Origin of the sequence: Flavobacterium sp. CYK-55, from assembly GCF_018413465.1 — a bacterium.
Lineage (GTDB): Bacteria > Bacteroidota > Bacteroidia > Flavobacteriales > Flavobacteriaceae > Flavobacterium.
In genome coordinates, this window is record NZ_JAHCDK010000008.1 from 72,319 (window position 1) to 90,008 (window position 17,690).

A 17,690-nucleotide genomic window follows, 5' to 3' on the forward strand; every position below is an offset into this window, starting at 1 on the left:
TTGTCAAAAAATAATCATGATGCGTACTGCCATTTATATCAGTTTAACAGCGGCTATCGTTTTTTTAGTCGCATGTAATACCAAAAAAGAAGAGCAAGATTTCGGAAAAAAACAACCCGAAGCTGCCGCTACTGCACAAACGCCCGCTGAGAAAGGCCAAGAAATTTTTGAAGGCAAAGGTACATGCACTACTTGTCATAAACCCGACGAAAAAGTAGTTGGCCCCAGCCTCAAAGACATTGCAACGATCTACAAGCAAAAAGGTCTGAGTGTGGCTGCTTTTATCAACGAAGAATCAAAACCGGTAGTTGATCCGGCGCTGTATGAAACCATGAAAGCCAATTTTGCCATCACCAAAATGATGACACCCGAAGAGCGCCAAAATATCGAGGCCTACATCATGAGTTTTGCAAAATAGCCAGCGGTTAATTTGCTATATTCGTAGACTTTTATTTGTGTTATGTCGCAAGAAGTTTACATTCAAACGCCGCTCGGAGTTGCCTATTTAATAGGTGATGAGCAAGGTATTTCTAAAATTTCTATTTTAAAAGAAGGCGCGGTTTCTAAAAAAATTCCACCACAACTCAAAGAAGCCGTCACACAACTGCAAGAATATTTTGCCGGAAAACGCACTGATTTTAGCTTTATGATGAACCCACAAGGCACCGATTTTCAGCAAAAAGTTTGGCGTGCTTTGCTTGAGATTCCCTTCGGAAAAACCACCAGTTATTTAGAGCTTTCAAAAAAACTCGGCGATGTCAAAGCCATTCGCGCCGTCGCATCAGCCAATGGTAAAAATCCGCTTTGGATTGTGGTTCCGTGTCATCGTGTGATTGGTTCAGACGGTTCGCTTACGGGTTATGCCGGCGGACTTTGGCGCAAGCAATGGTTGCTCGAACACGAAAATCCGGTCAAACAACAAAGTTTGTTTTAGTTTTCCTATCTTCGAGCGAGGTCTTTAAACCTGATTTTATGAAACGCTTGAAAAAAATACTCGTGGGTTTGCTCCTGTTTTGCGCGCTGACCGTTGGTTTGTTGTATGCTTTTAACCTCGATTATTTACTCACCGCTGTTCGAACGGTTTATCTCACCGGGCATACCACGGCTTATTTAGACGATTACAAAAAGTTTGACAACCGGACCCTTCCGGCCAGTGAGCATCCGCAACCGTGGGCTTATGCCAAAGATTACAATTCGATCAAGCCTACGCAAACTTTAGAACAATGGCACAAAAAAGTAGGCTCGGTAGCGTTTCTGATCATCAAAAACGACAGTCTTTGGAGCGAAAGTTACTACGACGATTATACCAAAGACACACCTTCGAATTCATTCTCTATGGCCAAAAGTATTGTGTCAGCGTCACTCGGCAAGGCCATAATGCAAGGAAAAATCAAGAGTTTAGATCAAAAAGTTTCAGATTTCTTTCCGCAGTTTGCCCAAGGAAAATCAGCAACCATGACCGTTGGCGATTTGTCATCGATGGCTTCAGGACTTGATTGGGATGAATCGTATTACAGTCCTTTTTCAATTACCACCCGCGCGTATTTTGATACCGATTTGACTTCAGTTATTTTAGGCCTCAAAGGAATCGAAACACCCGGAAAATCTTATAAATATCTCAGCGGAAACACCCAACTTTTGGGCATGTGTATCGAAAAAGCCACCGGCATGAGCTTGGCCGATTATGTAGCCCAAAACTTTTGGAACCCGATGGGGGCTGAAAATTCTGCTCTTTGGCAAACAGACCACCAAGATGGAATCGTTAAAGCTTATTGTTGTTTTGCCAGTAATGCGCGCGATTTTGCCCGTTTTGGAAAACTCTACAAACAATCCGGAAAATGGAACGGCGCGGTTTTGCTCGACAGCACTTTTATAGCGTGTTCTACCCAACCTCGGTTTGAAGATTCACCTCAATATGGTTATGGCTGGTGGTTGTGTACCTACCACGACAAAAAAGTGTTTTATATGCGCGGTCACTTAGGTCAATATGTGATTGTGGTTCCGCAAGATGATCTGATCATTGTCAGACTGGGCCATCGCACCCAAAAAAGCAGCACCGGAAATCCGCACAGCGATGATTTTTATGCTTGGTTGGATGAAAGCTACCAAATGTTGGCCCACCGAAAATAATCTTATTCAATCAGCACTTTTTTGCGGTCAATTACTTTTTGGTCGGCATCTAATAACTGAATAAAGTACATGCCTGTTGCCCACGAACTCGTGTTGATTTGCGGGGTAAATGCTTCTGCATAAATCACTTTTCCAACGTTATCTGTAACCATAACTGAGTTGATTTTTACCGAGCTATCGATGTTCAAAACGCCTTGGGCCGGAATCGGATAGATCTTGGTCAAGTCAGCATCAGGAACATGCGTACTCATGGCTGCGGGATTTTTGAGTTCGATAATTCGATCATCGGTAGCGCCCGGAGTTCCGGCATAATCTTTATTTGACGTACAGATAAAAACGCGTCCGTCGGGCAGCACCAGCAAATCGCGCAAACGTCCGTAGGTATTGACCAAATAGATGTTTTGTTGCGTTACTTGTGTGTCGTCTTCATTGAGTTTAAGCTGAATGAGTTCTTTGTTTTTGAGCACAACCAACAGCAGTGAATGATCCCATTCAGGAATCGCGCTGTTGTGATAATAATCAATACCCGCCGGTGCAATCGAAGGTGACCAAGACCAAATAGGCTCAGCAACATTGTTGGCGTTACAGAAAGCGATTTCAGCAGTGGTATTGCAAACGCCTTCTACCGTTGGCCAACCATAGTTTCGGTTGGGCTCAATAATGTTGATTTCGTCGTTGGCGGTTGTTCCGTGTTCTGAGCTGTAGAATTTTCCGTTGGCATAGCACAGCCCTTGCGGGTTTCTGTGACCGAATGAATAAACATAACTCCCTGCGGTTGGATTGTCATCGGGAATGCTTCCGTCGAGGTTCATACGCAAAACTTTTCCGTTGATAGAACTCAGATTTTGCGCCACTGCCGGCGTTGAATAGGTATCGCCCAAGCAGATATACAGTTTGTCATCTACAATTACCATCCGAGAACCATTGTGCGAAACACCCGCCGGAATACTGCCCATAATCAGCGTAGCGTTGGCCAAAGTATTGTTGACCGAATCATATTCATAGCGCACAATTTTGCTCGTTGTATTGGTGTAAGCGTAATGCACGTATAAGTAGTGATTGTTGTTGAAATCCGGATGCAGAATCATCGAGTGCAAACCCACGCTAAAGCCAAAAAGTGCCACATCGGGCAATGTAAAAACCGTTTGGACTTCATAAGTATCCGGATGCATTCTTTTGATTTTTCCTGAAAGTTCGGTAAACCAAATCCAGCCGTCAGGCCCGTAAACCATATCCCACGGAACAGCCAAATTGCTCGCGACAACGGTATTGGTCAAAACAGTGGTGCCCAGATTGATTTGCGATAGGGCAAGCCAAGGCAACAGGCAAGTTGCCCAAAGGAGGAATTTCTTTTTCATAGTATAGCTCTTTTTAATTTGTTTTGTTTGATAATTAGCTGAAAACCAAACCAAAACAATTGGTTTAAAATTAGAAAAATATTTCTTACGGTTAGCACGAAGAAGTAAAATCAACCGATTTTTTCAATTCTGTTTTGAGCAACCGAAAAAAAGAATCGCTAAATTGCAGCCTATAAAAGCCGTTTAACTCTTAATTTTACACGCCATGATTCAAAAAATTTTACTCAGCAACATTCTGTTTCTAGACATTGAAACCGTTCCGCAGCAAGAAAACTACGAGCAACTTGACTCGGAAATGAAATCGCTTTGGGAACAAAAAACCCAATACCAACGCCGCGACGAATACAGCGCCGAAGACTTTTACGAGCGCGCCGGCATTTGGGCCGAATTCGGAAAAATCATCTGTATTTCAGCAGGTTATTTTACGCTCAAAGGCGATGTGCGTCATTTTAGAGTGACGTCATTTTTTGGCGAAGAAACCAAAATCCTCAAAGATTTCGCCCAATTACTCACGCAGCATTTTGGACAAGCACAACATATTTTGTGCGGACACAACGCCAAAGAATTTGATATTCCGTTTATTGCCCGACGCATGATCATCCACGGAATTGCCTTGCCCGACAAACTCAATTTATTCGGCAAAAAACCGTGGGAAGTTCCGCATTTAGATACACTCGAACTCTGGAAATTCGGGGATTATAAGCATTTTACTTCGCTCAAATTACTAACTAAAGTGCTCGGAATTCCGTCGTCAAAAGGCGATATTGACGGCAGTCAGGTGGCGCAGGTTTTTTATGTTGAAAACGATATTGACCGCATCATTACTTATTGCGAGAAAGACGTCATTGCTGTGGCGCAGGTTTTTTTGCGTTTGCGTCGTGAAGATTTGCTTATCGACGACGAAATTTTGCACGTCTGAAATTCTATTTAGTTATTTTTACCAAAAAAGAAACACATGGTTTTAAGTAGATTTTGGTTGGTGATTTTTATTTCATCGATTCTTTTTGTGGTGGTCAGCCTGACTTCCGGAAGTCAATATACCATTGATTATGTGCTCAACGGAAAGAAAGATGATCCGGTGCTCATTGCCGAGAAATACAAAAATCAGCTTCCCGTTTTATTGCGTGACAGCATTGAAAAGGCGCCCGACCAAACCATCATCATCAATAAAAACGAGGCAGATGCCGACACGACTTATGTTTATAAAAACCAAACGGTCAAAGTATACAGTGGTGTTCAAAAAGCCGACGGTTTGTTGCCGACTTGCAAAAACACGCTCCTTGATTTGATCTTGCCGTTGTTGGCTTATTTGACCTTTTTCTGCGGGCTCATGGAACTGCTGATTGTTTCGGGCGCTTCTGAGAAAATGGCCAAAAAACTCAGTCCGATTTTTGCCAAAGTGTTTCCGTCGGTGCCCAAAAATCATGAGTCTATCTCGTATATGACGCTCAATTTTGCCGCGAACTTTTTGGGGCTCGATTCGGCCGCAACACCTTTTGGGCTCAAAGCGATGGAATCATTGCAAGAAATCAATCCGGATAAAGACAAAGCCAGCGATGCACAAATTATGTTTATGTGTTTGCATGCGGCCGGTTTGACCTTGATTCCGACTTCGATTATTGGCTATCGCGCCGCCGAGAATGCGACCAATCCGGCCGATGTGATGCTGCCGTGTATCATCACTTCGTTCATCGGAACCATCGCCGCTCTGATTATTGTGGGCATTCGTCAGCGCATTCATTTTTTGAGTGCGACTTTGTTGGTTTCTATCATGACGGTCGTGGCTGCGATTGTAGGTTTGTTGTTGTACATCAACGGGCTTGATCTGATTGGGAAAAGCTTTTTTACCTCAAATTTATCGGGCTTGATGCTCGTGGCCATTATAGGCGCAACGCTCATTTTTTCGTTTGCCAACGAACGAAAGTTTACCGAAAAAAACACCACCATTTTTGACACTTTTGTAGAAGGTTCTAAAAACGGGATGCATACCGGGGTGAAGATTTTCCCGTATGTTTTGGCGATGTTGGTGGCGATTTCGTTTTTCCGCAACAGTGGTTTGTTTGAAATTATCAGCAACGGAATTTCGTTTGTTTTTGCACACATCGGTGTCACCAAAGAAATCACTGATTCATTGCCGGTAGCCATGTTGCGTCCGTTTAGCTCGGGAGGTTCGCGCGGTTTTATGATTGATGCCATGCGCAACTTTGGCCCGGATTCTTTTACCGGAAGACTCGTCTGTATTTTTCAATGCAGCGCCGAAACTACGTTTTATGTGATAGCCGTTTATTTCGGATCTGTCAACATCAAAAACACGCGATATACTTTGAGCACGATGCTTTTGGTTGATTTTATTTGTGTGTTGGCGGCGGTTTTGGTGGCCGGATGGTTTTTCTAAAAATCTATAGCAAATAAGCAACAAACGCCCTGAAACATACTTTTGCTTCAGGGCTTTTTTCATACCTTTACGCAACTTAAAATGCAACACAAATGGACTTTATCTATCAAGATCCTTATCCGATTTTACAAGACGATACCCCGTATAAAAAACTCACTTCTGATTATGTCAAAGTTGAAAAACTAGGCAACCGAGAAATCCTCACCATTGATCCGAAAGGATTAGAACTTTTGGCCGAAGAAGCGCTCAAAGACGTTTCGTTCATGCTGCGTTCTTCACACCTTCAGAAATTGCGCAACATTATTGACGATCCTGAAGCCACCGACAACGACCGATTTGTAGCCTATAATTTACTGCAAAACGCAGTAGTCGCGGTAGGCGGAGAATTGCCTTCGTGTCAAGATACCGGAACCGCGATTGTTATGGCCAAAAAAGGCGAGAACGTATACACCGGTGCCGACGATGCTGAGTGGCTTTCACGCGGCATTTTCAACACCTATCAGAACCGAAATTTGCGCTATTCGCAGATTGTCCCGATTTCGATGTTTGAAGAAAAAAACTCAGGTTCCAACCTGCCGGCCCAAATTGATATTTACGCCAAAAAAGGAAGCTCATACGAATTCTTGTTTCTGGCCAAAGGCGGCGGCTCGGCCAACAAAACCTTTTTGTATCAAAAAACCAAATCGCTGCTCAACGAAAAATCTTTAAACGAATTCATCCGCGAGAAAATCATGGATTTGGGCACCTCGGCATGTCCGCCGTATCACTTAGCCATTGTTATTGGAGGCACTTCTGCCGAAGCTAATTTAGCAGCCGTCAAAAAAGCTTCTGCGGGTTATTACGACCATTTACCCACTAACGGAAACATGGCCGGTCAAGCCTTCCGCGATTTAGATTGGGAAGCGCGCATTCAGCAGATTTGTCAAGAAAGTTCCATCGGAGCACAGTTTGGCGGAAAATACCTCACGCATGACGTACGCGTGATTCGTTTGCCGCGCCACGCCGCTTCTTGTCCGGTAGGCATGGGCGTTTCGTGTTCGGCCGATCGCAACATCAAAGGCAAAATTACCGCTGAGGGCATTTTCTTGGAACAACTCGAAACCAACCCGGCGCAATTTTTACCGGCTGTGGCGCCTCATCTGGAAGATCCGGTCATTGTGAATCTCAACCGACCGATGAAAGAAGTCTTGGCCGAGTTGTCGCAATACCCGATTAAAACCCGACTCAAACTCAACGGAACGCTCATTGTAGCGCGCGATATTGCCCACGCCAAAATCAAAGAATTACTCGATGCCGGAAAACCCATGCCGGAATATTTCAAAAATCATCCGGTGTATTACGCAGGCCCGGCCAAAACTCCGGACGGAATGCCATCAGGGAGCTTCGGGCCCACCACGGCCGGCCGAATGGATGTGTATGTTGAGGAATTCCAAAAGCACGGCGGCAGCATGATTATGTTGGCCAAAGGCAACCGCGGCAAAGAAGTCATGAATGCTTGTAAAACCTACGGCGGATTCTATTTGGGATCAATTGGCGGCCCGGCGGCCATTCTCGCCAAAGAAAACATCTTGTCGGTTGAGGTGGTTGATTTTGAAGAACTCGGCATGGAAGCCGTGCGCAAAATTGAGGTTAAAGATTTCCCGGCCTTCATTATTACCGATGACAAAGGCAACGATTTTTTTGCAGCCTTGAGCCACTAAAATAAAATTCAGTTAAGTATAAAAGCCTCTTTCATTAGAGGCTTTTATATTGGGGCGTGCCCCTGCGGGTCGTGCTGTTCGCGGTGCGCGGCACCTAGCTGCCATCACTCACGCGGGCAACGTATGAACTGAAACACTAAATTTTCTCATTAGCCCTGAGCGAGGCCTTGTCGGAGCTCTTGCAGCGCAGCGAAAAAGCGACAGCCGAGCGCAGGACAAAAGTTTCTGAAAACGACGATGTTTCGCTTCTAAAATCAACAAAGATTATTCAACATACAAGACCAAGCCTTTTAAATAATGGCCTTCAGGATGGTAAATGTTGGTTGGGTGGTCGGGGCCTTGGGTGAGTTTGTGCAGCACGCGAATGTTGCGTCCGGTTTCAATGGCGGCCGCGGCTACGGTGTTATAAAAAAGCACATCGTCAATGACTTGCGAGCACGAAAACGTAAAGAGAATTCCTTTGGGCGCCAAGGCTTTGAGGCCGGCCATGTTGAGCCTTTTGTAGGCTTGTGTGGCGGTGTGTTTGCTCTTGATGCTTTTGGCAAAAGCCGGCGGATCAAGCACTATTACATCGTATTGTTGGGCGTGGGTACGCATGAACTCAAAAACATCTGAGGCTACCGCTGAATGTTGGGCTTTGGCAAAATAGAGGTCCATATTTTTGGTGGCCAAATCAACCGCTTTTTGCGAAATATCAACCGAGGTTACGAGTTCAGCACCAGCCTGCATGGCATAGACCGAGAAGCCGCCGGTATAACAAAAAGTGTTGAGTACTTTTTTGTTTTTTGAGAACGAACCCAACAATTTTCGGTTGTCGCGCTGATCGAGGAAGAATCCGGTTTTTTGCCCTTCGACCCAATTCACATGAAACGAAATGCCGTTTTCTTGGGCAACGGTTTCAGGCGTGTTTCCTTTTAAGAAAAAGTCGGTTCCGGTGTTGGGCAAAGTGCCACTGCTCTTACAATACAATGTTTGGCAATGCTCCGGAAAAGCCTGCTCAATAGCCTGGGCAATGACTTGCATTTGCTGAAAAACACCGCTTGAATGCGCTTGCAGCACCCAATGTTGGTTATAAAAATCAACAATCAATCCCGGAATTCCATCGCCTTCGCCATGAATGACTCTGAAAGCGTTGGTTTGTGAAAAGTCAAGAATTTCATGACGCATTTCCCAAGCCGCTTGCAGTTTTTGCCTCCAGAAGTTGGCGGTAAATTCCTCTTCGCCAAACGTAAGCAAACGCACCACGATGCTGCCTTTGTCTGAAAAATAACCATGGCCTAAGCGCGTGTTTTTGGCATCGACTACTTCAACCATTTCGCCGTCTTCAATTTCGCGGCTTACACCGTAAACAGCTCCGCTAAACACCCACGGATGGCGGCGCAGCAGAGATTTTTCTTTTCCGGCTTTTAGAATGACTTTTGGAAAACTCATAGGATAAAAAGAGCCACAAATGCACAACTGGGTCATGCATGGGTGGCTTATATAAGTGATTTTTATTTTTTAATCAATCGTCATTTCAGGAATATCACCTTCAATGATGAGTTCGGCTTCGGTGGAAGCAATGATGTGATCCACCGTAACACCCGGAGCACGCTCTAAAAGTTTAAATCCATTCGGAGTGATTTCCATGACGGCCAATTCAGTCACTACTTTTTTGACACAGCCTACACCGGTGAGTGGAAGCGTACATTTTTTGAGGATTTTGCTTTCGCCGGCTTTGTTCACATGCATCATAGCAACGATGATGTTTTCGGCCGAGGCTACTAAATCCATCGCGCCGCCCATACCTTTGACCATTTTTCCGGGAATTTTCCAGTTGGCAATATCGCCGTTTTCAGAAACTTCCATAGCGCCGAGGATGGTTAAATCAACTTTTTGTGCGCGGATCATGCCAAAGCTAAAAGCCGAATCAAAAAAACTCGCACCCGGCAAAGTAGTGATGGTTTGTTTTCCGGCATTGATGATGTCGGCATCTTCTTCGCCTTCATACGGAAACGGACCCATGCCCAAAACGCCATTTTCACTTTGGAATTCAACCGAAATATCGGTACGCACATAATTGGCCACAAGCGTCGGAATGCCAATACCCAAATTGACATAGAAGCCATCTTTGACTTCGCGGGCAATGCGTTTTGCAATTTGATTTTTATCTAAAGCCATAATTATTTTTGTCTGACGGTGCGTTGTTCGATTCTTTTCTCAAATTTTTCACCTTGAAAGATGCGTTGAACCATAATGCCCGGAATGTGAATTTGGTTCGGATCAAGCGCACCCACCGGTAGCAATTCTTCAACTTCGGCAATGGTGATTTTGGCAGCGCCGGCCATTACAGCGTTGAAGTTGCGGGCGGTTCCTTTAAAAATAAGATTTCCGGCCTCGTCGCCTTTCCAAGCTTTTACAATTGAAAAATCGGCTTGGTAAGCGAGTTCCATCACGTGCATTTTTCCGTTGAATTCGCGGGTTTCTTTGCCTTCGGCTACTTCGGTTCCGTAACCGGCAGGCGTATAGAAAGCGGGAATTCCGGCTTGAGCTGCGCGACATTTTTCGGCCAAAGTTCCTTGTGGAGTGAGTTCAACTTCGAGTTCACCTGAAAGCATCTGACGTTCAAACTCGCCATTTTCGCCTACATAAGACGAAATCATTTTTTTGATTTGTTTTTTCTGTAAAAGCAAGCCCAATCCAAAGTCGTCCACACCGGCATTGTTAGAAATACAGGTGAGGTTGGTGGTTTCTTTGCGCACGAGTTCGGCGATGCTGTTTTCGGGAATTCCGCACAAACCGAACCCGCCGAGCATTAAGGTCATTCCGTCTTGAATGCCTTCTAAAGCTTCTTGAACTGTATGTATTTTTTTATTAATCATAGCGTATGCTTAGGTTGTTTTTTCGAATTTATATTCCGAATTCATCGGTATCTTGTTCAAATTCGGTGTCTGTAGTGTCTTTGACCGGCGCCCAACAATCAACTTTGATGGATAAATTAGCCGGACGTTCAAAATCAGTTTTAGAAACGTTGAGCGATGAATCGGCATAACATTTTTTCATGAACAAAGCCCAAATGGGAAGTGCGGCTGTGGCGCCTTGTCCGTAGGTAATGCCTTTAAAACGCGCCGAACGATCTTCGCAACCTACCCAAACGCCGGTGGCTAAATTGGGCACCATACCCACAAACCAGCCGTCAGATTGGTTTTGTGTGGTTCCGGTTTTTCCGGCAATCGGATTGGTAAATACATACGGATATCCGGTAACGCGGTTGTAACCGTTGCCTCCGCCTTGTGTGCGCAGACGAGCTCCTGAACCGCCTTCGGTAACTCCTTCGAGTAATTTAATCACCGCAAAAGCAATGTCTTTGTTGAGTACATCATGCGATTCCGGGGTTGGTTCATAAACCACAACTCCGTTTTTATCTTCGATGCGCGTGATGAATTGCGGTTTGATGTACACACCTTCATTGGCAAAAGTACTGTAGGCTGCGACCATATCTTCCACCGTGATTTCAACGGCACCGAGCGCAATGGATGGTTGCACCGGAATATCTGATTTTACCCCTAATTTCTTGGTCAAATCAACCACAGCTTCAGGGCCGACTTTGTCAATGAGTTTGGCCGAAACGGTATTGATCGAATTCGCCAAAGCTTTTTTGAGTGTGACCATGCCGCGGTATTGGTTGTCGGAGTTGCGCGGTTCCCAATCTTCGGTAACGTGGTGACGCCCTTTGTGGATCATAAACGGACTGTCAATAATCGAATCACAAGGCGACATATTGAGTTGCTCAATGGCCGTGGCATACACAAACGGCTTAAAGGTTGAGCCTACTTGACGTGCTCCTTGACCTACGTGGTCATACTGAAAATATTTATAATTGATGCCGCCCACCCATACTTTGATGTGTCCGGTTTGTGGTTCCATAGCCATAATTCCGGTTTGCAAAAAGCTTTTGTAGTAGCGAATCGAATCGGTTGGAGTCATGACGGTATCGCGTTCACCTTTCCAGGTAAAGACTTTCATTTTGGTTTTTACGCCGAATGATTTGACAATTTCGTCTTCAGATTTCCCTTGGTCGGCCATGATTTTCCAGCGACTTGAATTCTTCATCGCTTTGGTCATGAGCTTTTTGGTTTCATCGTCAGAGATATTCACAAAAGGCGCATTTTTGTTTTCTTTTTGCTGACTTCTGAGCTCGGCTTGCAAATTCGGCAAGTGCTCTTTCATGGCTTCTTCGGCATAGGTTTGCATGCGCGAATCAATGGTTGTATAAATTTTCAGACCGTCTTTGTAAATATCGTATTCACCACCGTCGGGCTTTTTGTTTTCTTTGGCCCAATTCTTCATGAAGTCGCGTAAATACTCACGGAAGTATGTTCCGATTCCGTCGGTGTGACTTTCGGGTTGAAAATGCAACACAATGGGTTTTTGTTCGAGGGTTTTCTTTTCGGTTTCACTCAAAAACCCGTTGCGCACCATTTGGCCCAAAACCACATTGCGGCGTTTTTGTACTTTTTCTAATCGACGCACCGGATTGTACAACGACGGATTGGTGAGCATACCCACAAGCATTGCACCTTCGTCAACGGTTAAATCACGCGGCTCTTTTCCGAAATATACTTTGGCTGCCGAGCGAATACCTACCGCGGTATTGACAAAATCGGCCTTGTTAAAATACATGGCAATGATTTCATTTTTGGTGTATTGACGCTCGAGTTTAATGGCTATGATCCATTCTTTGGCTTTTTGAATGATACGCAGCGGCAAAAAACGTGAGCCTTCACCGTGGAATAACAATTTGGCCAATTGTTGGGTCAGCGTACTGGCTCCACCATCTGAACCGAGCTTGACGGCTGCGCCCAAAGTGCGTCGTCCATCAATACCTGAATGCTCGTAAAAACGCTCGTCTTCGGTAGCCACTAAGGCATTAACAAGATGTTTCGGAAGGTCGGAATATTTAATCGGCGTACGGTTTTCATTGTAGAATTTACCAATCGTAGCGCCATCAGTAGCAATGATTTCAGTAGCGAGATTCGAATCTGGATTTTCTAAATCTTCAAATGAAGGCATCGATCCGAACAAACCCCACGACGCAAACAAAAAAAACAGAAAGAAACCACCAAGCGTGTACAGGTAAACTTTCCAGAATTTCTTTTTGTAGTATTCCAGATTTTTCTCGGGCATAGGGTTGTGATGCGTTGCCATAAGTTTAGTTCGTTTTTTCTATTCTAAATCCAACTTCGGTAATACCATCGAGTTGCACCACACCGGTTACTTTACCAGTCTGTCTGATGGCTTGTTTGATTTGTACTTTGTATGCTCCGGGCATGAAGCGAAAACCTTCTTTGTAGACCAGTTTGCTCTCTTTAACATCGGTAAAACCATCACCGAGCAAATTGCCTTCAGGGTCGGCCATTTGGTATTCAAGCGTGTCAACAATCGTTTTTTTGTTGGGTTGTTGCAAAGAAACAATCAAGAAAATATTGTTGTATGGGTAATCGTTGTTGTCGCGCAAATTGAGGTACAAATTGTACGTTTTTTGGGTGTCGACTTTGGGTAAATCAAAACTGACAATGGTGTCTTTGTTCCAACTTTTCCCCACTGAATGATACTCGTCAAAAACACGCTTCTTATCACAAGAGACAAGAAGAATCAAAGTCAAAAGATAAAAAAGACTAGTTTTTAGGCTCATTTCTGTTCGGATTCTTTTTGTGTTTGTGGTGTTTGTTTTTAGGGCGATTTCCACCGCCGCCTTGATTTTGGTTTGAAGTATTTCCGCCGCTATTATTATTGGCTTGCGGTTGCGCTTGTGGCTGAGCTTCAGAGCTGCGCGCTTCACCAGCTGGCTTTTTCTTTTTGTTGGGTTTGCTGCGTTTGCGGTTGGGTTTGTCAAAGCGCGTTAAACTTTCTTGACCCATGGCGTTGTTGAAGTCTTCAGTTGGTTCTTTAGCCACTTCAACCACAAAGTCCTCCAACGAAGCTACTTTCTTTTTCTGCTTATTCTCGGCCATGATTTCTTTGACTTGCTCTATGTTGAGCATATGCCAAGCCGCTGGGCTATCGGTATATGAAAACCACATCAGCCCTTTAAAAATATCTAATTTTTGGCAAGTTGCATCGCCTTTTTCAGTGTATAATTTGGTGTCGAAATCTGGAAAATCCTGCAACGCATCTAAATACGTGTCGAGTTCGTAGTTCAAACAACATTTGAGTTTTCCGCATTGTCCGGCCAATTTTTGCGGGTTGAGCGATAATTGCTGATAACGCGCCGCCGAAGTATTGACGCTTCTAAAATCAGTAAGCCAAGTTGAGCAACAAAGTTCGCGTCCGCACGAACCAATTCCGCCCAAACGAGAAGCTTCTTGTCTAAAACCAACTTGTTTCATCTCAATGCGAATACTGAATTCTTTGGCAAAATCTTTAATCAACATTCTAAAATCAACGCGGTCATTGGCGGTGTAATAAAAAGTAGCTTTTGACGCGTCGCCTTGAAATTCAATATCCGAAATTTTCATCTCGAGTTTGTGCGCAATAGCCAATTCGCGGGCACGCACTTTCATCGGTTCTTCACGATCGCGGGCAGCCGACCAAATATCAATGTCTTTTTGCGAAGCTTTGCGGTAAACCTTACTGATTTCAGGGCTTTCGGGCTGAACGCCTTTTTTCTTCATCTGTACGCGTACCAATTCTCCGGTCAGGGTAACAATACCAATGTCATGACCCGGCGAAGCTTCGGTAGCCACAATATCGCCAATGCTTAAAGTGAGTTTTTCGGTATTTCGGTAGAAGTCTTTGCGTCCGTTTTTAAAACGAACTTCAACACAATCAAAAGGTTCTTGACCGCCCGGCAAACTCATGTTTGAAAGCCAATCAAAAACCGTTAGTTTGTTGCAGCTATCGGTGCCGCAAGTCCCATTATTTTTACACCCTTTCGGCGCAGAGCCGTCAGCGGTGGAACAACTGTTACATGCCATAAATTGAATATATATTGATCGTGGCCGCGCCACTACTTTTCACAAACGTTTCGAGCGTAAAGATAGTATTTTTTCGGTAATAGGCTGGCCAAATAAAAATGGACAAGAAGGCATAAAAAAAGTCTGATTTTCATGGTTTCAGACTTTTTTTAAAAAATATTTTTAGGTTGATTTTACCGATATGATGTTCACTGGACAAGCTTTTTCAGCCAAAAAACAAGCTTCTTCAATGCTGTGGTCGGGTGATTTGAGCGTGTGAAATCCTTTGTTGTTGACCGATTTCAACAGCACCGACTTTCCGTCTTTTTTCGACATCTGAAATTGCCCGGGTGCCATTTCTACACAGTAGTTACAACCAATGCATTTATCGCGTTGTAAAGTAACAATGACCATTAGGCTTCAACCATTTTATAGAGTTTGTCCGACAAGCGAATGCGAAACGGAATTTTAAACGTACAACTGTCGCCTTTGCCTGCTTTGTCGGCCTCGGCATCATTGACCAAAAAGTCGTCGAGCTCAAACTCTTGTGCGCCGGTAGTAGGTCCGGTAATGAGCATTCGGTCGCCTTTTTTGATGTCGTACGCTTCAATTTTAAATTCGGCAATACCCGATTTGGCAAAGTAATGCATGCCTTTGCCCACATATACTTTTTTCTGCGTGGCGCTTGAACCCGGATTGTCGCTCCATTCGCCGAGTTTTTGACCCAAATAATAACCGCTCCAAAAACCGCGGTTGTATACCGTCGAAAGCGTTTCCATCCAAGTGTTGACGCGTTCTTTGGTGTAGGTTTGTTCGTAAATGGCATCAATAGCTTCGCGATAGGTTCGCGTTACAGCGGCTACATAATCGGCAGCGCGTCCGCGTCCTTCAATTTTCAAAACCTGAACGCCGGCATCGATGATTTGATCTAAAAAATCAATCGTACACAAATCTTTGGGCGACATCATATATTCGTTGTCGATTTCAATTTCAAAACCGCTTTCTTGATCAATGACCGTATATTTTTTTCGACAATTTTGCTTGCAAGCTCCGCGATTGGCCGAAGAATTATGCGAATGCAAGCTTAGATAGCACTTTCCTGAAACCGCCATGCACAAGGCGCCGTGACCAAAAATTTCAATTTCAACCAAGTTCCCTGACGGACCTTTGATTTGTTCTTTTTCAATAGTTTCAGTGATTTTCTTTACTTGACGCAAACTCAATTCGCGCGACAAAACTATCGTATCAGCAAACAAACTATAAAACCGAACCGTCTCGACATTGGTGACGTTGAGCTGGGTTGAAATGTGTACTTCGATGCCCAAACTACGCGCCGAGGCAATCACCGCTTGGTCTGAAGCGATCACCGCAGTAATACCGGCTTCTTTAGCTTGGGTCAAAAGCGTTTTGACGATGGATAAATCGTGGTCGTAAATAATCGTGTTGAGCGTAAGGTAAGTGCGTACGTTTTTCTCGTTGCAGCGACGGGCAATTTCAGATAAATCTTCTAAGGTAAAGTTAACCGTTGCTCGAGCGCGCATATTGAGTTGTTCTACCCCAAAATACACCGAATCACAGCCGTTGTCTAACGCGGCTTGTAACGACTCAAAGTTCCCGGCGGGCGCCATGAGTTCAATTTTTCCTGAGCTTGTCATTAGCCAATAATTTTATAAACTTTATCAGACAAACGCACTCTAAAAGGCACTTCAAAAGTTACTTTATCTCCGGCATGCGCTGAGGTGTTTTCTTGTCCGTTGACTTTGAATTCAGACAACGTCAGGGTTTGTTCTCCGGTGGTTGGCCCCGATATAATTATCGTATCGCCTATTTGCAACGAACCATTTTTCAGCTCGATCAAACCAACGCCGGCCTTGACAAAATAATGCTCGACTTTGCCCAACAAGATTTTTTTGACTTTGATTTTTTGACGAATATCGCTCGGCGCTTTGGCCAACGGAGTAGCCGAAAGTTCACCCGAATGTTTGAATTTTAAATTTTCAGACTTTCCTTTTCTAAAAATTTTATTGCCCACTTGCAAACCTTTTCTGCGGCGAATTTGCTCGTCCATCGGCAAATGAATCCACTCTTGGCATTCGGTAGAACAGCAGTTTTCCATAGCGGCCATACAGCTGTCGCATTGAATAAACAACAAATGACAAGCTTCATTGGCGCAGTTGGTATGGTTGTCACAAGGCGCACCGCATTGGTGGCATTGCGCTATGATATCATCAGTAATGCGCTCGCCCAAACGGTGGTCAAACACAAAATTCTTCCCGATAAATTTGCTCTCTAAACCTTCTTCTTTGATTTGCTTGGCATAGTTGATAATGCCGCCTTCCAGCTGATATACATTCTGAAAACCTTGATGTTTGTAATAGGCACTGGCTTTTTCGCAGCGAATACCGCCTGTGCAATACATCACGAGGTTTTTATTTTCTTTAAAATCTTTGAGTTGCTCGTTGATGATGGGCAATGACTCGCGAAACGTTTCAACATCCGGGGTAATCGCGCCTTTAAAATGACCAACTTCGCTTTCGTAGTGATTTCTAAAATCAACCACAATCGTATTCGGATCGTCTAAAATCGCATTGAATTCTCGGGCGTTGAGGTGCACGCCTTTGTTGGTTACGTCAAAAGTTTCATCGCTCAAACCGTCGGCCACAATTTTGTGACGCACTTTGATGGTGAGCTTTAAAAACGAATGATCATCTTGCTCTACAGCCACATTCAACCGAATGCCGCGCATAAAATCATAAACTTCTAAGGTTTCGCGAAAAGCCTCAAAATGGTCGGCCGGAACGCTCATTTGCGCATTAATGCCTTCATGGGCTACATAAATTCGGCCCAGCGCATCGAGTGCATTCCAAGCTAAAAATAAATCGTCACGAAATTTTTTGGGATCTTCAATTTTGGCATACGCATAGAAAGATAACGTGAGGCGTTGTTGCCCAGCCTCGTCAATGAGCCGGGCTCTTTCTTCTGCGCTTAATGTGTTGTACAGTTGCATGCTATAAACGTATTAAGTGAGATATATGAATTCACATTGGCGGAATTCGCCGGCAAAGGTACATTTTTATTTCAATGAGCCAAAGGTTTTGGGCGTGCCCCTGCGGGTCGGGCTGTTCGCGGTGCGCGGCACCTGGCTGCCATCCCTCACGCAAATCCGTTCCAT

Annotated in this window: 16 protein-coding genes; 6 read left to right on the forward strand and 10 right to left on the reverse strand. The window is 44.4% G+C overall.

Annotation, left to right across the window (positions count from 1 at the left end):
• The first annotated feature begins 16 nt into the window (after positions 1 to 16).
• Genes KIH23_RS09740 through KIH23_RS09750 form a run of 3 tightly spaced genes read left to right on the forward strand, consistent with a single transcriptional unit; the run spans position 17 to position 2,130 of the window.
• On the forward strand, positions 17 to 418 hold the full coding sequence (locus KIH23_RS09740; protein WP_249684884.1) for a c-type cytochrome: 402 nt from the start codon (positions 17 to 19) through the stop codon (positions 416 to 418).
• 42 nt (positions 419 to 460) lie between these two features.
• A complete protein-coding gene (locus KIH23_RS09745; RefSeq protein WP_213213297.1) occupies positions 461 to 934 on the forward strand; it encodes a methylated-DNA--[protein]-cysteine S-methyltransferase in 474 nt (157 codons plus the stop codon).
• A gap of 38 nt (positions 935 to 972) precedes the next feature.
• Positions 973 to 2,130, forward strand: coding sequence for a serine hydrolase domain-containing protein (locus tag KIH23_RS09750; RefSeq protein WP_213213298.1), 1,158 nt, complete (start codon positions 973 to 975; stop codon positions 2,128 to 2,130).
• Between the two features lie 2 nt (positions 2,131 to 2,132).
• Here the strand turns inward: KIH23_RS09750 and KIH23_RS09755 are convergent, their stop codons facing one another.
• Positions 2,133 to 3,488: a PQQ-dependent sugar dehydrogenase gene (locus KIH23_RS09755; RefSeq protein ID WP_213213299.1), complete on the reverse strand. Its 1,356-nt coding sequence runs from the start codon at positions 3,486 to 3,488 to the stop codon at positions 2,133 to 2,135.
• A gap of 205 nt (positions 3,489 to 3,693) precedes the next feature.
• On the opposite strand from KIH23_RS09755, the gene KIH23_RS09760 reads away from it, so the two are divergent.
• The 3 genes from KIH23_RS09760 (at position 3,694) to KIH23_RS09770 (ending at position 7,583) form a co-directional block, all read left to right on the forward strand.
• A complete protein-coding gene (locus tag KIH23_RS09760; RefSeq protein WP_213213300.1) occupies positions 3,694 to 4,407 on the forward strand; it encodes a 3'-5' exonuclease in 714 nt (237 codons plus the stop codon).
• Between the two features lie 36 nt (positions 4,408 to 4,443).
• Entirely contained in the window at positions 4,444 to 5,883 is a 1,440-nt protein-coding gene (locus KIH23_RS09765) for a nucleoside recognition domain-containing protein (protein ID WP_213213301.1), read from the forward strand.
• Between the two features lie 92 nt (positions 5,884 to 5,975).
• Complete coding sequence (locus KIH23_RS09770; RefSeq protein ID WP_213213302.1) at positions 5,976 to 7,583, forward strand: fumarate hydratase; 1,608 nt, start codon at positions 5,976 to 5,978, stop codon at positions 7,581 to 7,583.
• A gap of 264 nt (positions 7,584 to 7,847) precedes the next feature.
• Here the strand turns inward: KIH23_RS09770 and KIH23_RS09775 are convergent, their stop codons facing one another.
• The 9 genes from KIH23_RS09775 to KIH23_RS09815 form a co-directional block, all read right to left on the reverse strand.
• Positions 7,848 to 9,050 carry a class I SAM-dependent rRNA methyltransferase gene (locus tag KIH23_RS09775; protein ID WP_249684885.1) on the reverse strand — a complete coding sequence of 401 codons (1,203 nt, stop codon included), beginning with the start codon at positions 9,048 to 9,050 and terminating at the stop codon, positions 7,848 to 7,850.
• A gap of 33 nt (positions 9,051 to 9,083) precedes the next feature.
• Positions 9,084 to 9,743, reverse strand: a complete 660-nt coding sequence (locus tag KIH23_RS09780; protein WP_213213303.1) for a CoA transferase subunit B — start codon at positions 9,741 to 9,743, stop codon at positions 9,084 to 9,086.
• A gap of 2 nt (positions 9,744 to 9,745) precedes the next feature.
• Positions 9,746 to 10,444, reverse strand: coding sequence for a CoA transferase subunit A (locus tag KIH23_RS09785; protein WP_213213304.1), 699 nt, complete (start codon positions 10,442 to 10,444; stop codon positions 9,746 to 9,748).
• A gap of 28 nt (positions 10,445 to 10,472) precedes the next feature.
• Complete coding sequence (locus KIH23_RS09790) at positions 10,473 to 12,770, reverse strand: transglycosylase domain-containing protein (RefSeq protein ID WP_213213305.1); 2,298 nt, start codon at positions 12,768 to 12,770, stop codon at positions 10,473 to 10,475.
• A 4-nt stretch (positions 12,771 to 12,774) separates the two neighbouring features.
• Positions 12,775 to 13,257: a gliding motility lipoprotein GldH gene (locus KIH23_RS09795; RefSeq protein WP_213213306.1), complete on the reverse strand. Its 483-nt coding sequence runs from the start codon at positions 13,255 to 13,257 to the stop codon at positions 12,775 to 12,777.
• Positions 13,241 to 14,539, reverse strand: coding sequence for a stage 0 sporulation family protein (locus KIH23_RS09800; protein ID WP_213213307.1), 1,299 nt, complete (start codon positions 14,537 to 14,539; stop codon positions 13,241 to 13,243). Before KIH23_RS09800 ends, KIH23_RS09795 begins: the two co-directional genes overlap by 17 nt.
• A 162-nt stretch (positions 14,540 to 14,701) precedes the next feature.
• Positions 14,702 to 14,932 carry a ferredoxin gene (locus tag KIH23_RS09805; RefSeq protein WP_213213308.1) on the reverse strand — a complete coding sequence of 77 codons (231 nt, stop codon included), beginning with the start codon at positions 14,930 to 14,932 and terminating at the stop codon, positions 14,702 to 14,704.
• Positions 14,932 to 16,173, reverse strand: coding sequence for a peptidase U32 family protein (locus KIH23_RS09810; protein ID WP_213213309.1), 1,242 nt, complete (start codon positions 16,171 to 16,173; stop codon positions 14,932 to 14,934). The genes KIH23_RS09805 and KIH23_RS09810 overlap by 1 nt, the downstream gene beginning before the upstream one ends.
• Positions 16,173 to 17,525, reverse strand: a complete 1,353-nt coding sequence (locus tag KIH23_RS09815) for a rhodanese-related sulfurtransferase (RefSeq protein ID WP_213213310.1) — start codon at positions 17,523 to 17,525, stop codon at positions 16,173 to 16,175. The genes KIH23_RS09810 and KIH23_RS09815 overlap by 1 nt, the downstream gene beginning before the upstream one ends.
• Between the last annotated feature and the right edge of the window lie 165 nt (positions 17,526 to 17,690).